General features: G+C 73.5%; 23 protein-coding genes and 1 riboswitch. Of the genes, 7 read left to right on the top strand and 16 right to left on the bottom strand.

The annotated features are described in order from the left end of the window. The first annotated feature begins 619 nt into the window (after window positions 1–619). Window positions 620–958 (top strand): hypothetical protein, encoded by a 339-nt coding sequence (locus ACFYE1_RS11365; protein ID WP_387742806.1) that lies wholly within the window; start codon window positions 620–622, stop codon window positions 956–958. Between the two features lie 75 nt (window positions 959–1033). On the opposite strand, the gene ACFYE1_RS11360 is transcribed toward ACFYE1_RS11365, so the two are convergent. Continuing rightward, window positions 1034–2272, bottom strand: coding sequence for an acyl-CoA dehydrogenase family protein (locus ACFYE1_RS11360; protein ID WP_387742804.1), 1239 nt, complete (start codon window positions 2270–2272; stop codon window positions 1034–1036). 50 nt (window positions 2273–2322) lie between these two features. Next, window positions 2323–4458: a 3-hydroxyacyl-CoA dehydrogenase NAD-binding domain-containing protein gene (locus tag ACFYE1_RS11355; RefSeq protein ID WP_387742802.1), complete on the bottom strand. Its 2136-nt coding sequence runs from the start codon at window positions 4456–4458 to the stop codon at window positions 2323–2325. A 131-nt stretch (window positions 4459–4589) separates the two neighbouring features. Between ACFYE1_RS11355 and ACFYE1_RS11350 the strand changes: the two genes are divergently transcribed. Further along, window positions 4590–5135: a GNAT family N-acetyltransferase gene (locus ACFYE1_RS11350; protein WP_387742800.1), complete on the top strand. Its 546-nt coding sequence runs from the start codon at window positions 4590–4592 to the stop codon at window positions 5133–5135. 4 nt (window positions 5136–5139) lie between these two features. Here the strand turns inward: ACFYE1_RS11350 and ACFYE1_RS11345 are convergent, their stop codons facing one another. The 8 genes from ACFYE1_RS11345 to ACFYE1_RS11310 all read right to left on the bottom strand — a co-directional run bounded on the left by ACFYE1_RS11345 (window position 5140) and on the right by ACFYE1_RS11310 (window position 9892). Beyond that, window positions 5140–5841: a TetR/AcrR family transcriptional regulator gene (locus tag ACFYE1_RS11345; protein ID WP_387742798.1), complete on the bottom strand. Its 702-nt coding sequence runs from the start codon at window positions 5839–5841 to the stop codon at window positions 5140–5142. A 200-nt stretch (window positions 5842–6041) separates the two neighbouring features. Continuing rightward, window positions 6042–6836, bottom strand: coding sequence for a MerR family transcriptional regulator (locus ACFYE1_RS11340; RefSeq protein ID WP_387742797.1), 795 nt, complete (start codon window positions 6834–6836; stop codon window positions 6042–6044). 43 nt (window positions 6837–6879) lie between these two features. Continuing rightward, a complete protein-coding gene (locus ACFYE1_RS11335; protein WP_387742795.1) occupies window positions 6880–7053 on the bottom strand; it encodes a hypothetical protein in 174 nt (57 codons plus the stop codon). A 5-nt stretch (window positions 7054–7058) separates the two neighbouring features. Further along, complete coding sequence (locus tag ACFYE1_RS11330; protein ID WP_387742794.1) at window positions 7059–7928, bottom strand: SMP-30/gluconolactonase/LRE family protein; 870 nt, start codon at window positions 7926–7928, stop codon at window positions 7059–7061. Window position 7929: 1 nt separating this feature from the next. After that, the gene (locus ACFYE1_RS11325) at window positions 7930–8103 is read right to left on the bottom strand and encodes a hypothetical protein (RefSeq protein ID WP_387742793.1); all 174 of its coding nucleotides are present in this window, start codon (window positions 8101–8103) and stop codon (window positions 7930–7932) included. 41 nt (window positions 8104–8144) lie between these two features. Next, entirely contained in the window at window positions 8145–8978 is an 834-nt protein-coding gene (locus ACFYE1_RS11320) for a PhzF family phenazine biosynthesis protein (RefSeq protein ID WP_387742791.1), read from the bottom strand. A 4-nt stretch (window positions 8979–8982) separates the two neighbouring features. After that, the gene (locus ACFYE1_RS11315) at window positions 8983–9195 is read right to left on the bottom strand and encodes a hypothetical protein (protein WP_387742789.1); all 213 of its coding nucleotides are present in this window, start codon (window positions 9193–9195) and stop codon (window positions 8983–8985) included. Window positions 9196–9253: 58 nt separating this feature from the next. Then, on the bottom strand, window positions 9254–9892 hold the full coding sequence (locus tag ACFYE1_RS11310; protein ID WP_387742788.1) for a DNA-3-methyladenine glycosylase I: 639 nt from the start codon (window positions 9890–9892) through the stop codon (window positions 9254–9256). Window positions 9893–9948: 56 nt separating this feature from the next. Here ACFYE1_RS11310 and ACFYE1_RS11305 point away from each other — a divergent pair, with 56 nt between their 5' ends. Further along, the gene (locus tag ACFYE1_RS11305) at window positions 9949–11202 is read left to right on the top strand and encodes an MFS transporter (RefSeq protein WP_387742786.1); all 1254 of its coding nucleotides are present in this window, start codon (window positions 9949–9951) and stop codon (window positions 11200–11202) included. On the opposite strand, the gene ACFYE1_RS11300 is transcribed toward ACFYE1_RS11305, so the two are convergent. Further along, window positions 11195–11593: a DUF4870 domain-containing protein gene (locus tag ACFYE1_RS11300; RefSeq protein ID WP_387742784.1), complete on the bottom strand. Its 399-nt coding sequence runs from the start codon at window positions 11591–11593 to the stop codon at window positions 11195–11197. The genes ACFYE1_RS11305 and ACFYE1_RS11300 overlap by 8 nt on opposite strands. Window positions 11594–11841: 248 nt before the next feature. On the opposite strand from ACFYE1_RS11300, the gene ACFYE1_RS11295 reads away from it, so the two are divergent. Beyond that, window positions 11842–12657: a lysophospholipid acyltransferase family protein gene (locus tag ACFYE1_RS11295; RefSeq protein ID WP_387742783.1), complete on the top strand. Its 816-nt coding sequence runs from the start codon at window positions 11842–11844 to the stop codon at window positions 12655–12657. A gap of 27 nt (window positions 12658–12684) precedes the next feature. Here the strand turns inward: ACFYE1_RS11295 and ACFYE1_RS11290 are convergent, their stop codons facing one another. Further along, window positions 12685–13890 (bottom strand): PucR family transcriptional regulator, encoded by a 1206-nt coding sequence (locus ACFYE1_RS11290; RefSeq protein WP_387742781.1) that lies wholly within the window; start codon window positions 13888–13890, stop codon window positions 12685–12687. A 103-nt stretch (window positions 13891–13993) separates the two neighbouring features. On the opposite strand from ACFYE1_RS11290, the gene ACFYE1_RS11285 reads away from it, so the two are divergent. The 3 genes from ACFYE1_RS11285 (at window position 13994) to ACFYE1_RS11275 (ending at window position 17942) form a co-directional block, all read left to right on the top strand. After that, the gene (locus tag ACFYE1_RS11285; RefSeq protein WP_387742779.1) at window positions 13994–15046 is read left to right on the top strand and encodes a ferredoxin reductase; all 1053 of its coding nucleotides are present in this window, start codon (window positions 13994–13996) and stop codon (window positions 15044–15046) included. 51 nt (window positions 15047–15097) lie between these two features. Further along, on the top strand, window positions 15098–16213 hold the full coding sequence (locus ACFYE1_RS11280) for a fatty acid desaturase family protein (protein WP_387742777.1): 1116 nt from the start codon (window positions 15098–15100) through the stop codon (window positions 16211–16213). Between the two features lie 172 nt (window positions 16214–16385). Continuing rightward, a complete protein-coding gene (locus ACFYE1_RS11275) occupies window positions 16386–17942 on the top strand; it encodes an SDR family oxidoreductase (protein ID WP_387742775.1) in 1557 nt (518 codons plus the stop codon). Here ACFYE1_RS11275 and ACFYE1_RS11270 read toward each other — a convergent pair. From ACFYE1_RS11270 to ACFYE1_RS11255, 4 genes are all read right to left on the bottom strand, one after another. Further along, window positions 17908–18804, bottom strand: coding sequence for a sulfurtransferase (locus tag ACFYE1_RS11270; protein ID WP_387742773.1), 897 nt, complete (start codon window positions 18802–18804; stop codon window positions 17908–17910). The genes ACFYE1_RS11275 and ACFYE1_RS11270 overlap by 35 nt on opposite strands. Before the next feature lie 32 nt (window positions 18805–18836). Continuing rightward, entirely contained in the window at window positions 18837–20030 is a 1194-nt protein-coding gene (locus ACFYE1_RS11265; RefSeq protein ID WP_387742771.1) for a cystathionine gamma-synthase, read from the bottom strand. Window positions 20031–20038: 8 nt separating this feature from the next. Then, window positions 20039–21367 carry an O-acetylhomoserine aminocarboxypropyltransferase/cysteine synthase family protein gene (locus ACFYE1_RS11260; RefSeq protein ID WP_387742770.1) on the bottom strand — a complete coding sequence of 443 codons (1329 nt, stop codon included), beginning with the start codon at window positions 21365–21367 and terminating at the stop codon, window positions 20039–20041. Window positions 21368–21404: 37 nt separating this feature from the next. Further along, window positions 21405–21526, bottom strand: a riboswitch (SAM riboswitch). 109 nt (window positions 21527–21635) lie between these two features. Beyond that, window positions 21636–22088: an Lrp/AsnC family transcriptional regulator gene (locus ACFYE1_RS11255; RefSeq protein ID WP_387742768.1), complete on the bottom strand. Its 453-nt coding sequence runs from the start codon at window positions 22086–22088 to the stop codon at window positions 21636–21638. Between the last annotated feature and the right edge of the window lie 178 nt (window positions 22089–22266).

Raw genomic sequence — 22266 nt, 5'->3', positions numbered from 1 at the left:
AACCCATCAACCGAATAAAACATCCGGTATCAACAAACATGGCACACTATTGAGTTCTCAAACAACAGACCAGCAACCAGGCACCACACCCGGAAACCGTGTTGGAATTCTTTCTCGCTCGGTTCCTGCGATCTCTCGCTCTCCCCGCGGCGACCTCCTCAGCGTATCCTCATTCTCTCCGCCGACCCAAATCGCATTTCCGTCGCTCAGCGACGGTCGGTTCTTCGGGAGGAGAGTTCGCGGATCTGCCGGATTTGGCGCCGTGGGCCGCAACGATCTCTCGCTGCTGCCCGAAACAGCTCCACTAGCGTACCCGAGCCGGTCCCGTCCCACAAGCCGCCGGCCACCGCACAGCGGTGATGGGCTTGATGGGGCGAGGAGGTTCGGTCCGCCGGATTCGGCGTTGCCGTCAGGGGCGATCTCTCGCGTCCCTTGCGGCGACTCGGAATACATTACACACGCCCCGGAGGACCGTCAAAACCTGCGCCGGGCCGGGCGGGAGGCCCCTCGTCACCGCTCCCGGCCTCCCCGGCCACTGCCTGGGCAGGCGGCCGGAGGGGCGGGTGCGACAGTGCGTAGGCTGATGGGACCTCGATGCCCCGACCCGAAAGGACAGCAGATGAGCACCTCACCGGAAGAACTGCCGGAGACCCCCGACACCTACGAGGGTGCCGCCGAGGTCGACCCCGAGCACTGGCGGGAGGACCCGCTGATCGAGGGCGACGAGACCGGCGTGCAGGACGCGCGCGTGGACCCCAAGCACCCGGAGGTCCCCTCGGAGCAGGAGCTCCGGGACGAGACGGCGGGGGCCCGTTTCGAGGCGGGCGACGAGCAGGTCCCGCCCGAGGAGCCCCGCATGGGCGAGGCGATCGCGGACCTCGACGTCCCCGAGGACCCCGCCTTCGAGGACGAGATCGACCCGAGCAACGACGCGTTCCACGGCGGCGCCGACCTCTGAGCCCCACCGGACCGAGCACGACGGCGCCCCGGCCTCCATGGCCGAGGCGCCGTCGTCGTGCGGAACGGCGGGAGCTCAGGCGAACGCGGAGATGCCGGTGATCCCGCGCCCGATGATCAGGGCCTGCACGGTCTCGGTGCCCTCGTAGGTGTGCAGGGCCTCGACGTCCGCGAAGTGGCGGGCCACGCGGTGCTCGATCAGGATGCCGTTGCCGCCCAGGAGGTCACGGGCGTTGGCCGCGATCGAGCGGGCCGTGCGCGTGGAGGTGTACTTCGCCAGCGACGCCTGCTCGGCGGTGAGCCGGCCGGCCTCCTCCCGTTCGGTCATCCGCGTCACGAGCAGCTGGATCTGGGTGAGCTCGCTCAGCATCCGGGCCAGCCGCTCCTGGACGATCTGCGAGGCGGCGAGGGGTCGGCCGAACTGCCTGCGCTGCTTCGCGTACTGCACGGCGGTCTCGTAGCAGGCCTGGGCATGGCCCACCGCGCCCCAGGCCACGCTGATGCGGGTCGCGAACAGGACGTCGGCGGTGTTCTTGAAGGACCGTGCCGCCGGCAGCGCGTTCTCCTCGGGCACGAAGACGTTCTCGAACCGGAGGTGCGCCTGATGGATGGCGCGCAGGGCGAGCTTGCCGCGGATGGTCGTGCCGCTGTAGCCCTCGCTCTCCTGCGGGACCACGAAGCCCCGGACCTGGCCGTCCTCGTCGGAGCGGGCCCAGACCACGGTGATCCCGCCCATCGAGCCGTTGCCGATCCACTTCTTCTCCCCGTTGAGCAGCCAGCCGCCGTCCACCGGGGTGGCACGGGTCTCGAGGCTCACCGAGTCCGAGCCGTGGGTGGGCTCCGTGAGGGCGAAGGCGCCGAGGAGCTCGCCCGTGGCCATCCGCGGCAACCATCGTCCGCGCTGCTCCTCGGAGCCGCACATGGCGATCGAGCGCATCGCGAGCCCGCCCTGGACGCCGGAGACGGTCGCGATGGACCCGTCGCCGCGGGAGAGCTCCATGCTGATCAGTCCCGCGGCGGTCTTGGACGTCGCCGGGTACCCGTCGACGGTCACGCCGTCGCGCAGCAGGTCGAGCTCCCCGAGCCGGCGGACGAGGTCGAGGGAGTACTCCGAGCGGTCCCAGTGCTCGCCGATGACGGGCAGCAGGTCCTCCTGGACGAACCGGCGGGCGCGCATCCAGTGCTCCCGGTCGGTGTCGGAGACCGCGTCGAAGGCGCCGGCGGCGTCGGTGTCGAGCGCCTCGTCGAGGACGTAGTCGGGCTCCACGGTGCCGGCAGGGAACAGGTCCGCGCCGGTCTCAGGGGTGGCGGTCATGGAAGGATCCTTCGTTCGGTGGGCTGACGGCAGGTCGGTCGGGAGCACGGTCAGTCCCGGTGGAAGCGGCGGCCGAGGACGCGCTCGGAGGCGCCGCTGCGGTCGAGGTACGGGGTGATCCCGCCCAGGTGGAGGGGATAGTTGGCGCCCAGGACCATGCACAGGTCCACGTCCTCGGGCCCGGCGACGACGCCCTCGGCCAGCATCGCACCGATCTCCCCGGCCAGGGCATCCTGGACCCGCACCAGCAGCTCCTCCGGGGAGGCGGGAGCGCCGGGGGCGCGCGCGGGGTGCTGCGCCCGGGTCTGCTCGAGCAGCCGGGCGGCGTCCGCGGTGAGGTAGCCGTCCGCGCCCGTCCCGGGAGCCTGCTCGGTGGGCAGCACGTGGGTGAGGCCTGCCTCGACCACCGCGTCCATCCACGGGGACCGGGCGAAGCGCTCGGGATAGGCCCGGTGCATGGTCCCGTCCACGTGGTGCAGCACGGCCGGACCCACGAAGTCGAGCAGCCGCAGCGGGGTCATGGGCAGGCCCATCGGATCGGGGGCGTGGTCGGCGGCCGCCACGTCGAAGCCCGCGTCGATCGCCTGGACGATCACGTCGAACAGCCGCGTCAGCACGCGGTTGACCACGAAGCCGGGGGCGTCCTGGACGCGCACCGCCGTGCGGCGCAGCACCGCGGCGAGCTCGAAGGCGGTCGCGAGTGCTGTGTCGCCGGTCCGCCGCCCGGCGACGATCTCCAGGAGCGGGGTGACCTCCACGGGGTTGAAGACGTGGAAGCCGACCACCCGCTCGGGGTGCCGGAGTCCCTCCGCCATGGCGGTGACGGACAGGGAGCTCGTGTTGGTCGCGAGCACGGCGTCCGGCCGCACGACCCGCTCCCACTGGGCGAAGACCTCCTTCTTCACGTCGAGGTCCTCGAAGACGGCCTCGATCACGAAGTCCGCGTCGGCGAGGTCCTCCGGCCCGCTCGCCCCTGTGACGAGGGCTCCGAGCTGGTCGGCCTGCTCCGCGCTGATCCTGCCCCTGGCCGCCTGGGCGGCGAAGCGCTCCCGGGTCCGTGCCACGCCGGCGGCGAGCCGTTCGTCGTCGAGGTCGGTCATGACCACGGGGATCCGGGCGCCGCTCGCGATCAGCGAGGCGAGCTGGCCGGCCATCAGGCCGGCGCCGATGACGGCGGCCTTGCGCAGGGGCACGGACGCGGCGTCGGGCACGTCCGCGGCCTGCCGGGACCGTGCCGAGACGAGCTCGAACGCGTAGAGGGAGGCCTTGGCCACGTCCCCGCGGACCAGCTCGGCGAAGGCGGCCACAGCCTTCGCCCCGTTCACCGTGCGGGTCTCGGTCCGGGCGTCGGCCACGAGGTCGATCGCCACGAGGGGGGCCGGCGCCGCGCCGTGCCAGGTGCGCGCGGCCCGGTCCCGCGCCTGCGCCACGGCGTCGTGCCACTGCTGCTCGTCCGTCCCGCCCGGTGCGCCGGCGCGGCGGCGGGTCTCCCCCGCGTCGAGCGCGGCGAGCGTGCCGGCGACCCACTCCTGCCAGGCGGAGTCCCACTCCCCGGTCCCCGGGGCGGCGTCGAGCACCACGTCCACGAGGCCGAGCTCGAGGGCCTCCACCGCCTTGGCGTTCCGGCCCCGGAGCGAGTCGAACACGATGACGCGCAGGGCCGCTGCCGGGCCGATCAGGTGCGGGAGCAGGTGCACGCCGCCCCAGCCCGGGAAGAAGCCGAGCCGGCACTCCGGCAGCCCGAGCGGGCCGGTGCGCGGATGGGCCGCCCGGTAGTCCGTGTGCAGGGCGAGCTCGAGGCCCCCGCCGAGGGCCTGCCCCGTGAGCAAGGAGAACGTGGGCACGCTCGCGTCCGCCAGGACTCCGAAGGCCTCGTGGCCGAGGGACACGTACCGGTCGGAGACGCCGGCGAGCTGGGCGTGGCGGATCTCCTTGAGGTTGGCCCCCGCGCCGAAGGACCGGGCGTTGCCGGTGACCACGATCGCCTCGACCGCCGACTGGTCGATCGACCCCAGGACGTCCCGGAGCTGCTCCAGGGCCGCCGAGCCCCAGATGATCAGCCCGCCCGGCGGAGTGGAGTCCAGCCGCACCAGGGCGACGGGGGCGGACCGGCCGGGCAGGACCACCTGGTCGACGTCCACCGTGACGGTGGAGGGGAAGGACGGTGCGGGCGCGGTGGGTGCCATGGGAGGACTCCTGACGAACGGTGTGATCCTCACCACTGTGTCTGATACTGAGTCTCAGGTCAAGGAATTGAGTCTCAGTGTCGCGGTGCGGCGTCCGGTTCCGGGGCGTGCAGGCCGTATTCTGACTGGTGATGATCGACGTGCTGCCACCAGAGACCGAACGCCTCGCATTCCGCCGCTTCGAGGCCGCGGACCTCGACCCCATGCACTCCTACCAGAGCCGTGAGGACTACGCGCAGTACGCGTGGCGGGGCCCGCGCACACGCGAGGAGTGCGAGCGCACCCTGGCCGAGAACAGCGGGATGCGCCCCTGGGGCCGGGACGGCGACCACGTCCGCTTCGCCGTCTCCCCCCGGGGCTCGCGGGAGCTCGTGGGGGAGATCGTGCTGACGCTGACGGAGGCGGAGGCCGCCCAGGTCGAGATCGGCTGGGTGGTCCACCCCGACCACGCGGGCCGGGGCATCGCCTCCGAGGCCGCGCGCGCCGCGATCGAGTTCGCTTTCGCCGCGCTGGGCGCCCACCGCGTTTGCGCGAGCCTGGACGCCCTCAACGTGAGCTCGGCCAAGGTCTGCGAGCGCATCGGCATGCGCCTCGAGGCGACCCTGCGCGAGAGCCACCACCAGCTGGGCGAGTGGCGCGACGAACTGATCTACGCGATCCTCGCCGACGAGGCCTGAGTCCTCAGCGCAGGGCGTCCCGCACGGACGCCAGGATCTCCTCCGTGTCCGCGCCGGAGTCCAGGACGGTGACGACGACGGCGGGGCGCACCCCGGGCGCGGCGGCCGGCTGCGCCGCGCCGTCCTCGTAGCCGGAGACGAGCGTGCGCGCGAGGCGCTCGAGCTGCCCCGCCAGCTCGGCCGAGGGGTCGGTGTCCGGTGCGCGCAGCCAGGCCCGCAGCGCGGCGTTGTGCACGGCCACCGCGGCGGCCGACAGCGCCGTGGCGAGCGTGGACCGACCCGGCGAGTCGGGCAGGGCGGAACTCAGGTAACGATGCAGGACCCGCTCGTAGCGGTGGGACGTGATGAGCTCCCGGTCCCGCAGCTGAGGGACCTGCCGGAGCAGGGCGTTGCGGGCCAGGGCCCGCTCCCGGTGGTCGAGGTGGTGGCGGAAGACCAGCAGCACGCCGTTCCGCAGTGCGACGGCCGGGTCGGCGCCCGGCTCATCGCCCGCCCGGGCCAGCTGCTGCTCGAGGCGCTCGAGGTTCGCGGCGTGGTCCGCGAAGACGATGTCCTCCTTGGACCCGTACTTGCGGAAGAACGTGGCCCGGCTGATCCCCGCGGCCAGCGCGAGCCGGTCGACGGTCGTGGCCTCCCAGCCCTGCTCCGCGAGCAGGCGGATCGAGCCGGTGACGACGTCCGGGGCCGCTCGGGGGGTCTCGGTCATGGGTTCCTCCTCGATCCGATCGTAGACCGGCGCTGCTCCTGATCGGTGCCCTGGAGCCTTGCCCGCGCACCGACGAGTCCCCGGACCCGCCCCCGGAGCGGAGGTCCCCTGGGTGCCGGCGATCCGCCGGATCGGTCCGGGGGATCGCCGGCACCCGGGGGACTTCAGCGGGACGGCTGAGGGGTTGCCCCGCGGGGTGCTCAGCCGGCGGCGCGGTCGGCGTTGGCGTGGATCGCGTCACGGACGTACTGGGCCAGTCCGGGCTCCAGGTCCTCGTAGGTCTCGGTGAACCGCGGGTCCGCCACGTACATGTCCCCGAGGGCCCGGTGGAACTCGGGCGAGAGGTCGTAGAAGCGCTCGTGGATCTGGCGCCGGGCGGCCTCCGCGGCGTCCATCGCCTCGGCCGAGTCGGCGGGCAGCCCGGCACGCCTGGCCTCGGCGAACCTCTCGTTGATCGCCGACGTCTCGGTGGCGATCCGCCGCCAGTCCTCCCGGTCGTATCCGGCCGCGCGGCGGCGGGACTGCTCCCACGCGTCGGTGCCGCCCCAGCGGCGCTCGGCCTCGGCCGCGTACTCGTCGCTGAAGCCCTCGCCGAAGAGCTCGCGGCGCTCCTCCGGGGTCAGGTCGATTCCGGTCATTTCCTTCTCCAGTGCTCGGTCGATCGCGGTGACGAGCTCGGCCAGCTCGGCCAGTCTCGCCAGGACGGACTCGCGCTGCCGGCGCAGGTGCGCCAGCACGGACCCGGGGTCCTCCGCGGCCAGCAGCTCCTCGATGCGCCCGAGGGGGAAGCCGAGCCGGCGGTAGACCACGACGTGCCGCAGCCGGAGCAGGTCGGCCTCCGTGTAGAGGCGGTACCCGCCCGCCGAGCGTCCGCTCGGGCGCAGCAGGCCGACGTCGTCGTAGTGGTGGAGCGTGCGCACGGTGACGCCGAAGCGCTCCGCGACCTGCCCCACGGTGAGCCTCTCGTCCGCCGTTGCCGGCCGCTGTCCGTCCATGTCCTCCACCATGCGCCCTCCCGTCGCGTGAGGGTCAAGCCCGTCAGCGCCGGGCCCTGCGGCCGAGGAACAGTGCCCCGGCGGCGCACAGCACCACGAGCACGGCGAAGGACAGTGCCGACGAGGTGCCCCCGCTGAGCAGGGAGCCCACGAGGGCGACGACCCACACGAGCACGAGCAGCCACAGCAGCCCGGCGGTGCGCCTGGGGTTGCGCACCGCCGTCAGCCCCCGAAGGGCAGGACGGGCAGACCGGGGACGTCGACCCGGACGGCGAACACGGAGCCGGCGGCGGGGTCCTCGTCCGCGGCGAGGTTCTCCCGGGACGTGGTGATGTAGAGGGTGCGCAGGTCCTCCCCGCCCAGGCAGCACGCGGTGGTCTGGCGCGCGCCGACCTCCACGACGGTGTCCAGGGCGCCGTCGGCCGTGTAGCGGTGCACCTGCCCGGCGCCGTGCAGCGCCACCCAGACGGCGCCCTCGGCGTCGACGGTCAGTCCGTCGGGGTGGACGTCCCCCTCCACGAGCTCGGGCACCACGAAGGTGCGCCGGCCGTGCAGCCCCGCGGCCTCCGACCAGTCGAGGACGTCGACCCTCCCGGTCGGCGTGTCGTTGTAGTAGGCCAGGGCGCCGTCCGGGGACCAGGCGATGCCGTTGGAGACGGTGACGCGCTCCAGGACCGGCTCCCACCGCAGGTCCGGGTCCACGCGGTAGAGCGTGGCCGCGCCCTCGGTCTGGTCCCAGGCCATGGAGCCGACGTAGAAGGCGCCGTCCGGGCCGGCCCCGCCCTCGTTCATCCGGACCGCCCCGGTCTTCCAGAGCAGCTCGGCAGGGTGGACGGTCCCGTCCGGGTCCTCGAGGGCCACACCCGTCTCGACCGCCAGCACCGCGCCCCCGGTCGCGCGGGGGCGCACACAGGCCACGACGTCCCCGACGTGCTTGCGGAGCACCTCGCCGTCCGCGCCGAAGGACAGCACGTCCCCCGCGAGCATGTCGACCCACCGCAGTCCGCCCCAGGACTCCGACCAGCACGGCCCCTCGCCGTGGTAGGTGACGGAGTCCGTGATCCGCTCGGCGCTGAGCCTTCGCACCGCCATCTCAGAACCCCTTCCCGCGCACCGCGCGCTCGGTTCCGGGCCGGACGATCGCGTGGATCGCCGCCTCCTCGTCGCTCCGGCGGAGCGGGCTCCCGCCGAACAGGGTGCCGCTGGTGTGGAGGTCCTCCGGCTCGACCGACTTGCGGGTGCGGAAGGAGATGTCCTGGGTCGTCATGTCCCCACGATACTGAGGGCGGGCGTCCCGCGCGCCGTCGGCTACAGCTTCACGGTCCCGCGGACCACCGCGCTGACGTGGCCGCCGACCCAGACGGTCCCCGCGTCCCGCTCCACCACCACGCGCCCGGTGCGCCCGAGCACCGTGCCCTGGGCCGCGACGTAGCGGTCCGGGGCCCACCCGTTGTCGGTCAGCCACCGGGCCAGGCCCGCGTTGAGACTGCCCGTGACCGGGTCCTCCACGACCCAGTCGCCCACGAACGCCCGCACCTCGACCGCGCACTCCGAGCCCTCGGGGTGGGGTCCGACCACGCCGAGCTTGAGCCCGGCCATGGCGGACCAGTCCGCACGGACCCCCAGGACGGTCTCGGCATCGGCCACGCGCACGCCGATCCAGCCGGGACCGTTGTCGAGCCAGGACACGTCCAGCAGCGCCGACGGGTCCAGCCGCAGGGACCGCGCCACCCGGTCCAGCAGCGCGGAGTCCGCCACGGGCTCGTAGCGCAGCAGGGGCGGGGCGGCGAACGCGAGCCGGTCCTCGCGGCGCCGGACGGTCACGAGCCCGACCCCGCACTCCTGGACCACGTCCTCGCCCGCGGGCTCCCCGCCGAGGGCGAGCCAGGCGGACGCCGTCCCGAGCGTGGGGTGCCCCGCGAACGGCAGCTCCCCGCCGGGGGTGAAGATCCGCACCCGGTAGTCGGCGCCCGGGACCGTGGGCTCGAGCAGGAACGTGGTCTCGGAAAGATTGGTCCAGCGGGCGAAGCGTGCCATCGTGTCCTCGCCGAGGACGTCCGCCCCGTGCACGACGGCGAGCGGGTTGCCGCCCAGCGGCGCCGCCGAGAAGACGTCCACCCAGCTGATCGCGTGGCTCGTCACGGTCTCAGAGCACCGGCCCGCGCGCGGTCCTCCGGGGTGACCGGGCCGGCCCCGCCCGCCGGCCGCCCCGTCCGGCGGACGGGGCCGGCCCGGTCACCCCGCGGGCCGCCGCGCGGTCCTCCCGGAGCCTCCGCACCACCAGGCCGACCAGGACGGAGCCCACGGTGCTCAGCACCAGGGGCAGTACCGCGCTGCGCTGCTTGCTGTTGTCGTACATGGCCGGGCCTCCTGCCGGAAGGCGACGCAGGGCGTCGTCGGGTTCGGTGCCAGGAATCCTACGCACCCTCAGGCGCCTCCGGCCACACCCCGGAGCTGCCCCGGCGGTGGCTGCCGACCGGATGGGTGTCGACGATCCCGACCGCCTCCATGAGCGCGTGCATCGTGGTCGGCCCCACGAAGCGGAAGCCGCGCGCCCGCAGGGCCCGGGACAGGGCCTCGGACTCCGGCGAGCGGCTCGGGACCTCCTCCGCCGAGCGCGGACGAGGGGTCTGCGCCGGGCGGAACGACCACACGAGCTCGGCCAGCCCGCCCTCGGCGCGCAGGGCCACGGTGGCGCGGGCGTTGCCGACGGCGGCCTCGATCTTGCCCCGGTGGCGCACGATCCCGGCGTCGCCCAGGAGCCGGTCGACGTCGTCCGGGCCGAAGCCGGAGACCGTGTCCGGGTCGAAGTCCGCGAAGGCCGCCCGGAAGGCGGGCCGCTTGCGCAGGATCGTGGCCCAGGACAGCCCGGACTGGAAGCCCTCGAGGCAGATCCGCTCGTAGAGCCCCCGCTCGTCCCGCACGGGGAGGCCCCACTCGGTGTCGTAGTACGCGCGCAGGAGCGGGTCCGTGGCCGCCCAGGCGGGGCGGGCGAGCCCGTCCTCGCCGAGGACGAGTCCGGTCGCGGGATCGGGCAGGGAGCTCATGCCGAGCATCGAACCACACCGGAGGACTCCGGCACATCCCGGAGGAGTACCCCCTGGGGTATAGGATGGCGGTCGTGCACCCGACGAACTCCACCGTGGACCGCCGCGCTCTGCAGCGGAAGGTCGTCCGCGTCCTGGCCCTCGGCCAGGTCCTCGGCGGTCTGGGCGTCGGCGCCACCCTGGCCCTGGGGGCCCTCCTCGTCACCGAGGTCTCCGGTTCCTCGGCCTGGTCCGGCATGGCCGCGACCATGAACACCCTGGGCGCGGCCCTGCTCGCCGTCCCTCTCGCCCGGCTCGCCCAGGCCCGCGGACGGCGGATCTCGCTGAGCACCGGGGCCTTCACCGCCATGGCCGGTGCGTTGATCACGATCAGCGCCGCCGTCCTCTCCAGCTTCCCCGTCCTGCTCATGGGCCTGGCGCTGCTCGGCGCCGGCTCGGCGCTCAACCTGCAGTCCCGGTTCGCGGCGACCGACCTCGCCCCGGACGACACCCGCGCCCGCGACCTGTCCCTGGTGGTCTGGTCCACGACGATCGGCGCGGTGCTCGGGCCCAACCTCTTCGAGCCCGGCGAGCTGCTCGGGCGGGCCCTGGGCCTGCCGGAGCTCACGGGCGGGTTCGTCATCGCGCTCGTGGCGCAGGCCTTCGGGGCCCTGGTCTACCTCACGGCGCTGCGGCCGGACCCCCTGCTGCTGGCGGTGGCCGACGGGGAGGCCGCGGGGAGGAACAAGCCCTCGCCCGCGGGCGGGCTGGCGGTGCTGCGGTCCTCGTCGCCCGCCCGCCGCGCCGTGCTGACCGTGGCGCTGAGCCACGCCGTCATGGTGGCGCTCATGTCCATGACGCCCGTGCACCTGACCCTGCACGGTGCGTCGCTGAGCGTCGTGGGCCTGACCATCAGCCTGCACGTGGCCGGGATGTACGCCCTGGCCCCCGTGTTCGGCTGGCTCGCGGACCGGGCCGGCCGCCGCCCCACCGTCCTGCTCGGTCAGGCCCTGTTCGTGACGTCCCTCGTGCTGTCCTGGCTCGGCTCGACGTCCCCGGTGCTGGTGACGGTAGGCCTGGTCCTGCTCGGGCTCGGCTGGTCCGCGTCCACGGTCGCAGGATCCACGCTCGTGGCCGAGGCCGTCCCGCCGGCCGAGCGGCCGAAGCTGCAGGGCGTCTCGGACCTGTTCATGAACCTCGCCGGGGCGACCGGCGGCGCGCTCGCCGGACCGGTGCTGGCGCTGATCGGCTTCGACGGGCTCAGCGCGGCCCTGCTCGTCCTGGTGGCGGTCGTGGTGCTGGCGCACCGGCCCCGGACGGAGCCCGCCCCGACTAGTTGAGCACCGGCAGCTGGAGCGGGTAGCGGTACACCTCGCCCTTGTTGGCCTTCAGCACGGCCAGGATGTGGCACACGACGAGCAGCACCGCGGCGAGGATCCACAGCACGATCGCCACCGGGATCAGGATCACGGTGAACAGGCACACCCACGCCGCCACGTTGAGCAGCCACATGGACAGGTTGAAGTTGAACGACCCGGCGGAGGTGGCCCGCAGGAAGGGGTTCCGGTCCTTGTACACGAGCCACACGACGAGGGGACCCACAAAGCCGAGCCACCCGACGGAGACCAGCGCGCCGATCAGGCCGGACAGGTGGGTGAGGACCGCGATGGTGCGGTCGTCACCCTGCGCCCGGTACTGCGGACGGGGTGCTGACGGTGGAAGGTAGGACATCGGGTTCTCCTGGTCGGCAGGGGCGGAACCGGTCGCAGCACCCGGTGCCGCGGACGCCGGACCGGCGCGGTGCTGCCAGCGTATCGGGGCCGGGCCCGGCCCCGGTATGGGGGATGACCGCACTTGACGGCGGCGGTTCCCCGCCGTCACGCACGGCACCGACGCCGCGCCGCGCCGCGCCCTGGTCTACGATTCTCCGCAGACCGTTCCCGGCCCGCCTCCCGCGGGCCCCTTCCCGAGGGAGGCCCGTGGCCCCGCAGCTGCGCCCCAACAAGTACGCCTACCGGGCCATGGTGCTCACCGGCCTCGCCGCGGTGAAGCTGTTCCGCGTGCCCCTGCTGGCCTCGGGCGAGGAGCACCTGCCCACCGACCAGGTGGTGCACGGCCTGCACCGGGAGGTCCGTCCGGGAAAGGGCGCCGTCGTGGCGGTGACCCACTTCGGCTACCTCGACTTCGTCTTCGCCCAGCTGGTGGTCTGGCGCCGGCTGCGGGCCCACTCCCGCTTCCTCATCACACGCAAGCACACGGGCAGTGCCTTCGTCACGGCGGTGTGCCGGTTGTGCGACCACGTCGTCGTCGACCGCGCCGACGGCTCCCCGGCCTACGCCGAGTCCGTGGTGAAGCTGGCGCGCGGCGAGTTCCTCGCGGTGTTCCCGGAGGGCGGGGTCAGCCGCAGCTGGACCGTGCGCCCGCTGCGCACCGGTGCCGTGCGCATGGCCGCCGAGACCGGCGCCCCCATCATTCCGGTGTCCGTGTGGGGCGGCCACCGGATGCTCACCCGGGGTCGCGGCCGGATCCGGCTGCGCGACGTGTGGCGCACGCCGGTGCGCGTCCACGTCGGCCCGGTGCTGCAGGTGACCCGCGACGAGGACGTCCGCGCCGCGGGCGCCCGGCTGCGCGCGGCGCTGCAGGACGGGATCGACCGGTGCATCGAGAGCTACCCCGTCACCCCGGAGCCCGGCGCGTGGTGGATGCCGGCGCACCTGGGCGGGAGCGCGATCACGGTCCAGGAGCAGATCGACTCCGACGCCCGGGAGCGGGAGGCCTACAAGCGGACCGGCTGAGTCCGGCGGGCGCGCCGTGGCGCCGCCTCACCGGAATCCGGCGCGCAGCACCAGCTCGAGCTCGAACCGGCTCTTGGGGTCGTTGAGGCGGTCCCCGAAGACCTCCCGGAGCTGGTTCACCCGGTAGCCCACGGTCTGCTCGTGGATGTTGAGCTCGGCGGCCATCGCCGCCCGCTGCCCGTGGTGCTCGAGCCAGCACAGCAGGGTCGCGGCCAGCCGCTCCCGCTGCCCGGCCTTGAGGTCCTCCAGCGGCGCCAGGCACTGCGCGGCGAGGTCCTCGACCACGCCGCGCTCGCTGTGCAGGACGAGCTCCATGAGGTGCTCCGAGACCCACATCGGTCCGGGGTCGGCCGGCTCCTCCCGCTGCAGCAGGTCCCGGGTCAGCACGGCCAGGCGCAGGGAGTCGGGGGCCGCGTACCAGGGCCGGCCCGGGCCGATCACCGCGCCCCGTCCGGTGAGCGCGCGCTCCAGCTCCCGGCGGCCGGTCGGCGAGGAGGGTTCGGGGACCACCGCCACGACGTCGCCGGGTCGGGACGTGAGCAGCGCACGCTCCCCCAGGCGCGAGCGCAGTCCCACCCGACGGTCGGCGGCCAGCGTCACCACGACCACCCGGTCGGGCACCGGCCACCCCGCGGCGGCGGCGGCGGTGCGCACCGCGTCCTCCGCCACGTGGCCGCGGGCGAGCATGTCCGCGAGCGCGTCCAGCAGACGGTCCCGCTCCCCCGCGCGCTCGGACTGCTCCATGGCGTAGCCCTCGGCGCTGGCCGCGGAGAGCTCCTCGATGTAGGCGAAGACGGACTCCGCGAGGCCGATCAGCACGGACGCCTCGAACCCCGCGTCCATGGCCACGCGGGAGAGCGAGCGCAGCGTGGTGCGCGCCCCGGAGCGGTAGGCCGCGAAGAGGGCGTCCATCGGTCGGCCCTCACGGACCTCGCCGCGGCCGAGCCCCTCGTAGACCCGCCGGTCGTCGCCCATCAGCGCCGGCTGCTGGGTGCCGGGCAGCTGGAGGAACCGGGTCAGGGCCACCTCGACCCCCCGCCGGATGCTGTCGCCGAACAGTCCCTCCAGCGGCCGGGCGTAGACCGGGACGTCGAACCGCACGGCGTCCAACAGCTCCTCCGTCACCGCGGCCAGGTGCGGGACGAGGAGGGGGGTGAGCGTCGGCGGCAGGGAGGTCCACGGCAGCTCCCGGTCCGCCCGGCCCGCCGGCTGCTCGTGCTCCGTGTGACCCATCCGCTCCACGTTTCCCCGCTTTCATTCCGACACCACAGTTTCTCTGCGGAAAGAGTACGTGACATGACGAGAACGACAGCCGGATTTGGGGCACAGTTATCACGTGCCCCAACTGCGACTCTTCACCCGCCTGGCGTCGGCCTTCACCACGCCCCGCTCCCCCGAGGACTTCCTGCGCCTCGTCGACCCCCTCGCCAGCGCCCGCCAGCTGCGCGGCCTGGTGACCTCCGTGGTGCCCGAGACCGCGGACTCGGTGACGATCCGCTTCCGCCCCGGCCGCGGCTGGAACGCGCACGAGGCCGGCCAGTGGGCCCGCATCGGCGTGGAGATCGACGGCGTGCGGTACTGGCGCTCCTACTCCCTCAGCACGGGCGCCGGCCAGGACCCGGCCATCACGGTGACGGCGATGGGCAAGGTCTCCACCGCCCTCGTCCGGGGCACCCGGCCCGGTGACGTCCTGTTCCTCGCCCCGCCCGAGGGCGACTTCGTCCTCCCCGAGAGCCCGCGCCCCCTCCTGATGCTCACCGCCGGCAGCGGCCTGACGCCGGTCATGTCCATGATCCGCACCCTCGTGCCCCGTCGTGCGGACGCCGACCTCGTGCTCGTGCACTCCTCGCGCTCCCCCGAGGAGTCGCTGTTCCGCGAGGAGCTGCTGGAGCTCACCGACCAGTTCTCCGGCTTCCGTCTCGTCCAGTGGTTCACCGGCGAGCGCGGCCGCCGCCTCGACCTCGCGGCCACCGCCGACCTCGACTCCGCGTGCCCCGACTGGCGCGACCGCGCCGCCTATGCGTGCGGTCCCGCCGACTTCCTCGACGCCGCCGAGGCGCTCTGGCAGCACGAGGAGGGCGAGCTGCGCGTCGAGCGCTTCGCCGCCGTGGTCGCCCCCGGCTCCGGCGGGGAGGGCGGGCGCGTGACCTTCGAGAAGTCCGACAAGGAGGTCGAGGCCGACAGCGGCACGACGCTCCTGGCCGCCGGGGAGGACGCCGGCCTGATGATGCGCAGCGGCTGCCGCATGGGCATCTGCCACGCGTGCGTGACCCCGCTGCTCTCCGGGCAGGTCCGTGACACCCGCACCGGCGAGGTCCACGGCGAGCCCGGCCACCTCGTCCAGACCTGCGTGTCCACGGCCGCCGGTCCCGTCAGCCTCGACGCCTGACCCGAACTTCCAGCACTCGTTCCCCGACCCCTTTTCCGAAGGACAGACACCATGACCGTCGTCACCCCGCTGCTGCTCGACTCCGGCCGGCCCACCGAGTCGGCCAAGCCCTCCGCCGCCGCCCACCTCTCCGACGCGCAGATCGAGGAGCTGGGGCGCGAGCTCGACGCCCTCCGCGAATCCGTGATCGCCACCCGAGGGGCCAAGGACGCGGCCTACATCCGCCGGGTCATCGCCACGCAGCGCTCCCTCGAGCTGGCCGGGCGCGCCACCCTCCTGTTCGCCAAGCACAAGCCCGCCTGGCTCGCCGGCACCGGCATGCTGACCCTCGCCAAGATCCTGGAGAACATGGAGATCGGCCACAACGTGCTGCACGGGCAGTGGGACTGGATGCGCGACCCCGACATCCACTCCACCACCTGGGAGTGGGACTTCGTGAGCCCGGCGAAGGCGTGGCAGCACACCCACAACGACCTGCACCACACCTGGACCAACGTGGTGGGCAAGGACCGGGACGTCGGATACACCATCCTGCGCATGGACGAGGACCAGGAGTGGACGCCCCGGAACCTCGGCAACCCGCTGTACAACGCGCTGCTGGCCCCGGTCTTCGAGTGGGGGATCGCGATCTACGACCTCGAGCTCGACGAGTACCGCGAGGGCCGCAAGACCAAGGCGGAGCTCCAGCGCGCGCTGAAGGCCCTCGGCGTCAAGTTCGTGAAGCAGGCCGCGAAGGACTACGTGGCCACGCCCGCCGCCGCGACGCTCACCGGTTCAGGCAAGCAGGCCCTGGCCGCGACCCTCACCGCCAACGCCGTCCGGAACATCTGGGCGCACGCCGTGATCTTCTGCGGCCACTTCCCCGCTGGGGCGGACACGTTCACCGAGGCGCAGATCGAGGGCGAGACCCGCGGCGACTGGTACGTGCGGCAGATGATCGGCTCGGCCAACATCTCCGGGTCCAAGCTGATGCACCTCATGACCGGCAACCTGTCCTTCCAGATCGAGCACCACCTGTTCCCGGACCTGCCCTCGAACCGCTACGCCGAGGTCGCCGTCAAGGTGCGCGAGATCTGCGAGCGCTACGAGCTGCCCTACACCACCGGGCCCCTGCCGAAGCAGGTCGCCTCGGCGTGGGCGAAGGTGTTCCGCCTGGCCCTGCCCTGATCCTTTCCCGCCCGACGACAGGCCGAACGGCCGCGATGCCCCGGCACGCGGCCGTTCGGCGTGCCGGGGCGCGGACGGGCGCGCAGCCCGCAGCACAGGCGGGACCGGGACCCGGCCGGGCGCCTGTCGGGCGGCGTTGGTAGGCTCGCGGGACCCGCACGAAAGGCAGGCCATGAGCTCTCCCCAGCGCGTCCTCATCACCGGTGCCACCGGTTACATCGGAGGGCGCCTCGCGCCCCGGATGCTGGAGGACGGGCACGCCGTGCGCGTGGCCGTCCGGTCACCGGGCAAGCTGCACGCCGTGCCGTGGCGGGACCGGGTGGAGGTGGCCGAGACGGACCTCAACGACCTCGACGGGATGACCGCCGCGTGCCAGGACGTGCACACCCTGTACTACCTGGTGCACTCCATGGGCGCTTCCCGGCAGTTCGAGGAGGAGGAGGCCGAGATGGCCCGGACCGTGGCGCGGGCCGCCGAGCGGGCCGGGGTGCGGCGCATCGTCTACCTCTCGGGTCTGCACCCCCAGGGGGTGGAGCTGTCCCAGCACATGCGATCCCGGGTCCGCGTGGGCGAGATCATGCTCGAGAGCTCCGTCCCGGCGGTGGTCTTCCAGGCCGGTGTGGTCATCGGCTCCGGCTCGGCGTCCTTCGAGATGATCCGCCACCTCGGCGACACCCTCCCGATCATGCCGGCGCCGTCCTGGGTGACCAACAGCATCGAACCCATCGCCGTCCGTGACGTGCTGTACTACCTGGTCCGTGCGATGGACCTGCCGGAGGACCTCAACCGCGCCTTCGACATCGGCTCCCGCGACGTCATGACCTACGCGGATGCCATGCGCCGCTACGCCCGGGTCGCCGGGCTGCGCCGGCGGGTGGTCTTCCACCTCCCCCTCCCCGCACCCCGGCTGTCCGGGTTCTGGGTGGGCATGGTCACCCCGATCCCCCTGGGCCTGGCCCTGCCGCTCGTGCAGTCGCTCCAGCACGACGCCGTGGCGGGCGAGCACGACATCGACGACCACATCCCGCAGCCCCCCGAGGGGCTGGCCGGCTACCGCCGCGCGGTGGCCCTCGCGCTGAAGAAGATCGAGGACAACTCCGTGGAGACCACGTGGGACGTCCACTACAGCTCCTCCGAGGCCGCCGCGGACCCGCTGCCCTCGGACCCGGACTGGGCGGGGCGCACGGTGTTCGTGGACGAGCGCAGCCGCACGGGCCCGGCGCGGCCCGGGCAGGTGTGGCGGGTCATCGAGTCCATCGGCGGGCGCAACGGGTGGTACTCGCTGCCCCTGGCGTGGCAGGTCCGCGGCGTCATGGACAAGCTCGTGGGCGGGGCCGGCCTGAACCGCGGCCGCCGCGACGCCACGGACCTGCAGGTGGGCGAGTACGTGGACTGGTGGCGGGTCGAGGCCATGGAGGAGGGGCACAAGCTGCTCCTGCACGCCGAGATGCGCGCCCCCGGCCGGGCGTGGCTTGAGCTGTCCGTGGAGCCCGAGGGCGACGGCAGCCGGTACAGGCAGCGGGCCATCTTCTTCCCCCGGGGCCTGCCGGGCCGGCTCTACTGGTGGGGTGTGTGGCCCTTCCACGGGTTCATCTTCCCGTCGATGGCCCGCAACATCCTCGCCGCTGCCGCCGCGCTGGACGACCCCGGGCCCGGGACCCGGGACCGGCAGGCGGACCAGGCCGCCGGGCGGCTCACTCCTGCCGGGCAGGACCCGGTCCGCGGCTGACCTCCTCCGGGCCCGCCACGGGCCGGGGACCGGGACGGCCCCACTCGCTCCAGGAGCCGTCGTAGACCGCGACGTCCTCGCGGCCGACGAGGTGGGCGCCCAGCGCCAGGACGCACGCCGTGAGGCCCGACCCGCAGCTGGTGACGATCCGTCGTCCCTCGGGCGCGGCCGCCGCGATCCGCTCCCGCAGCTGCGGCAAGGGCAGCAGCCGCCCGTGCGCGTCCTGCAGGTCGGTGTACGGCAGGTTGACCGCCCCCGGCATGTGCCCGGGGCGCAGACCCGGCCGCGGCTCGGGCTCGGTGCCCGCGAACCGGCCGGCGGAGCGGGCGTCCAGGACGGTGGCGCCCGGGTCGGCCAGGGCGCGCGCGACGTCCTCCGCCCCGACGAAGCCGTCCTCACCGGGCACGAGCTCGACGTCGCCGGGCGCGGCCGGCGGCGCGGCGTGCGCCCCGGTGGGCCGGCCCTCGGCGACCCATGCCGGGAGGCCGCCGTCGAGGACCGCGACCCGGTCGAAGCCCGCGGTCCGGAGCATCCACCAGACCCGGGCGGACGCGAAGATCCCCTTGCCGTCGTAGGCCACGACCGTGCTCGTGCGCGAGACGCCGAGCGCGCGGGCCGCCGCGGTCAGCTGCTCCGCCGGGGGCGCCGTGTGCGGCAGGGCCGAGGACGGGTCCGAGAAGCTCCCGTCCAGGTCCAGGCGCAGGGCGCCGGGCAGGGCCTCCTCGGCCCGGTTGAGCGTGGAGCTCGCGTCCACGAGCACGAGCCGGGGCTCGCCGAGGTGCTCGGCCAGCCACTCCGTGCTCACCACGGATCCGGGGAGCTCGAGCGGGGCGTCGTCGTCGTACGGGGTGCCGGTGCTCATGCACCCCAGGCTAGTGCCCCCGGCAGCCGGGGTCAGGAGGCGCCGGCAAGGGCGCGCTCGAGGTCCTCCAGCTGGTCCTCGACGTCCTCGATGCCCACCGAGAGCCGCACCAGGTCCACGGGCACGGCCAGCGCGGTGCCCCGGACGGAGGCGTGCGTCATCTCCGAGGGGTAGCAGATCAGGGACTCCACCCCGCCCAGGCTCACCGACAGCGAGTACAGCCGGGTGCCCTCCGCCACCGACCGGGCCGCGGCCTCCCCGCCGGCGAGGCGGAAGGAGACCATGCCGCCGAACCCGCGCATCTGCGCGGCGGCGAGCGCGTGGCCGGGATGCCCGGGCAGCCCGGGGTAGAGCACCTGGGAGATCTCCGGGCGCTCCAGCAGCCACTCGGCGATCCGCTGCGCGTTGTCCTGGTGACGCTCCATCCGCAGGCTCAGGGTCTTGAGCCCGCGGGCGGCCAGGTAGCTGTCCTGGGGGCCGGCCACGGCGCCGGCGGCGAACTGCTGGAAGCCGACCGTCTCGGCGAGCGGGGCCCCGCGCCACGCGGCCATCCCGACGACCACGGCGCCGCCGAGCACGTCGGAGTGCCCGCCGATGTACTTGGTGGTGGAGTGCACCACGGCGTGCGCGCCGAGCTCCAGGGGGTTCTGCAGGTACGGGGACGCGAACGTGTTGTCGACGACGAGCAGCGCCTCGGCGTCCCGGGCCAGCTGGGCCCAGGCCGCGACGTCGGCGATGCCGAGCAGCGGGTTGGACGGCGTCTCGAGCCACAGCACCTTCGTGGCACCGGGCCGCACGGCCGCACGGACGGCGTCGAGATCCGTGATCTCCACGGGCGTGTGGCCGATGTCCCACGGGGCGAGGACCCTGGTGATCAGCCGGTTGGTGCCGCCGTAGCCGTCGGCCCCGAGCACGATGTGGTCGCCCGGGCGGAGCACCGCGCGCAGCAGGGCGTCCTCGGCGGCGATCCCCGAGGCGAACGCGAACCCGCGCACGCCGCGCTCCAGGGCCGCGAGCTGCTCCTCGAAGCCGCTGCGGGTGGGGTTGGAGCCGCGGCTGTACTCGTGCCCGGCGCGCAGCACGTTGATCCCGTCCTGGGCGAAGGTGGAGGTCTGGTAGATCGGCGGGATGACCGCCCCGGTCAGCGGGTCGGGCTCCTGACCGGCGTGGACGGCGGTGGTGGTGAAGCCCCCGTGGCGGGTGCGGATCTCGGTGGAGGACGTCATGGTGGGGCTCACTTCCGGAAGGTCTGGACGGTGCCGACGACGGTGTCGAGGGCCTGGCCGAGATCGGCCACGAGGTCCTGGGGGGACTCGAGGCCGACCGACAGCCGGATCGTGGTCTCGGCGATCCCGCCGGCGCGGCGCTGCTCGGGGGTGAGACGGCAGTGCGTCATCGCCGCCGGGTGGGCCACGAGGCTGCGGGTGTCCCCGATGTTGGCGACCAGCTTGAACAGCCGGAGCGCGTCGATGAACGGACCCACGGCGTGGTCTGGGGCGGCGAGGTCGAAGGAGAACACGGAGCCGGTCCCGCGCGGGAAGTCCCGGGCCGCGATCCCGGCGCCCGGGTCCCCGGGCACGCCGGGGTGGTGGACGCGGGCGACGGCGGGGTGCCCCGCCAGGAACTCGGCCACCTCGAGGGCCGAGTCCGTGTGGCGGGCCACGCGCAGGTCGAGGGTCTCGGTGCCCTGCAGGATCTGGCTGGCGTTGAACGGGGACAGCGTGGTGCCGAGGTCGTGCACGTACTTCGCCCGGACCAGGTGCAGGTAGGGGCTGGTCCCGGCGCACTTCTCGACGAGGCTCAGCCCGCCCCAGCGGGCGCGCGCCTGCGTGAACTGCGGCCACTTCCCGGGCCGCGCGGACCAGTCGAAGGTCCCGCCGTCCACGACCGCCCCGGCGAGCGCGTTGCCGTGCCCGCCCAGGAACTTGGTGGCCGAGTGCACCACGATGTCGGCGCCCTTCTCCAGCGGCCGGTACAGGGCCGGGGACGCGAGGGTGTTGTCGACGACGACGGGCACCCCGGAGGCCCGGGCGACGTCGGCGATCCCGGGCAGGTCCGGCAGGGTGGCCAGCGGGTTGCCGATGGACTCGAGCAGGAACGCCCGGGTGTCGGGGCGCACGGCCGCGGCCCACGCCCCCGGGGTGGTCGGGTCCACGAAGGAGACCTCGATGCCGTAGTCCGCGAGGGAGTCGGTGAGCAGGTCCACCGTCCCGCCGTAGAGCTTCTCGGAAGCCACGAGGTGCTTGCCGGTGCCCTGGCCGAGCAGGGCCAGCAGCGCGACGGCCACGGCGGACTGCCCGGAACCGGTCGCCACGGCGCCCGCGCCGCCCTCGAGGTCGCTGATCCGCTGCTCGAGCACGGCCACCGTGGGATTGCCGGTGCGCGTGTAGGTGAAGCCCGCCCGGGTCTGGGCGAACATCTGCCGGGCCGCCTCGTAGTCCGGGAACTCGAACGCCGCGGTCTGGTAGATCGGCACCGTCAGGGTGCGCTGGGTGACCTGGTCGTGGGTGCCGGAGTGGATCTGCCGGGTTGCGAGGTCGTGGTCGGTCACGGGGATGGACATGTCGCTGCTCCTGTGCCTTGCTCTTACCCGCACCGGTCATCCGCACGGGCCCGGTGGGCGCGCCGCGGAAGATGCAGGCCGCTTCCTCATCCGAACCACCCAATGAGCATGGGGTTGGTGCGTGACCCAGTCGGAGCTTGGCGGTCACGTCTCGTGAAGCTGGAACAACACTATGCGCAGAGGTAGTGGGTGTCCTTCCGCGACGCAAGATGACGACCGTGACGGTTCATGACGCCGGCCGTGCGCGGGCCCGTGCCGGAGCCGCGCGTCAGGCCCGGGTGTCGATGTCCTCGAAGATCAGGAACGTCTGGGTGTCCACCACACCGGGCAGCTGCTGGATGTGCTCGAAGATCACCTGCCGCAGGTGCACGGTGTCCACGGCCCGCACGAGGAGCATGACGTCGAAGTTCCCCCCCACCAGGGCGATGTGGTGCACGGCGGGGATCGCCCGGAGCTGGGCGCACAGCTCCCGCCAGGTGTTCTGCTGGAGCTTGAGCGTCACGTAGGCGGAGGACTGCAGGCCCGCCCGCACCGGGTCGATCACGGTGCTGAAGCGCAGGATCACCCCCTCGTCCCGGAGCCGGTTGATCCGGGCGTAGGCGTGGGCGCGGGAGACGTGCACGGCCGCGGCGATCGCGGTCACCGACTGCCTCGCGTCCCGGGAGAGCGCCGCGAGGATCTTCCGGTCGGTCTCGTCCAGCGGCACGGGGGTCGAGGGCACGGCGGGCTCCTTCGGGGCGGGTCGGTCGCAGCCTCCGGAACGCGCCGGACGAATGCGTGTGCTCCACGCCACACTAGAACATTTCGTCCACGTGCCGTGCACTGTTCGTCTCAGTCTTCTGCACTTTCCCGGCCTTGTGGATACGAACCATGCCCCGTTCTCATACTGGGAAGACAGA

The sequence above is a fragment of the Kocuria nitroreducens genome, assembly GCF_042879195.1.
Taxonomy (GTDB): domain Bacteria; phylum Actinomycetota; class Actinomycetes; order Actinomycetales; family Micrococcaceae; genus Kocuria; species Kocuria nitroreducens.
Note: the sequence above shows the minus strand (reverse complement) of the source record. Positions and strands in the feature narration are given on the sequence as shown.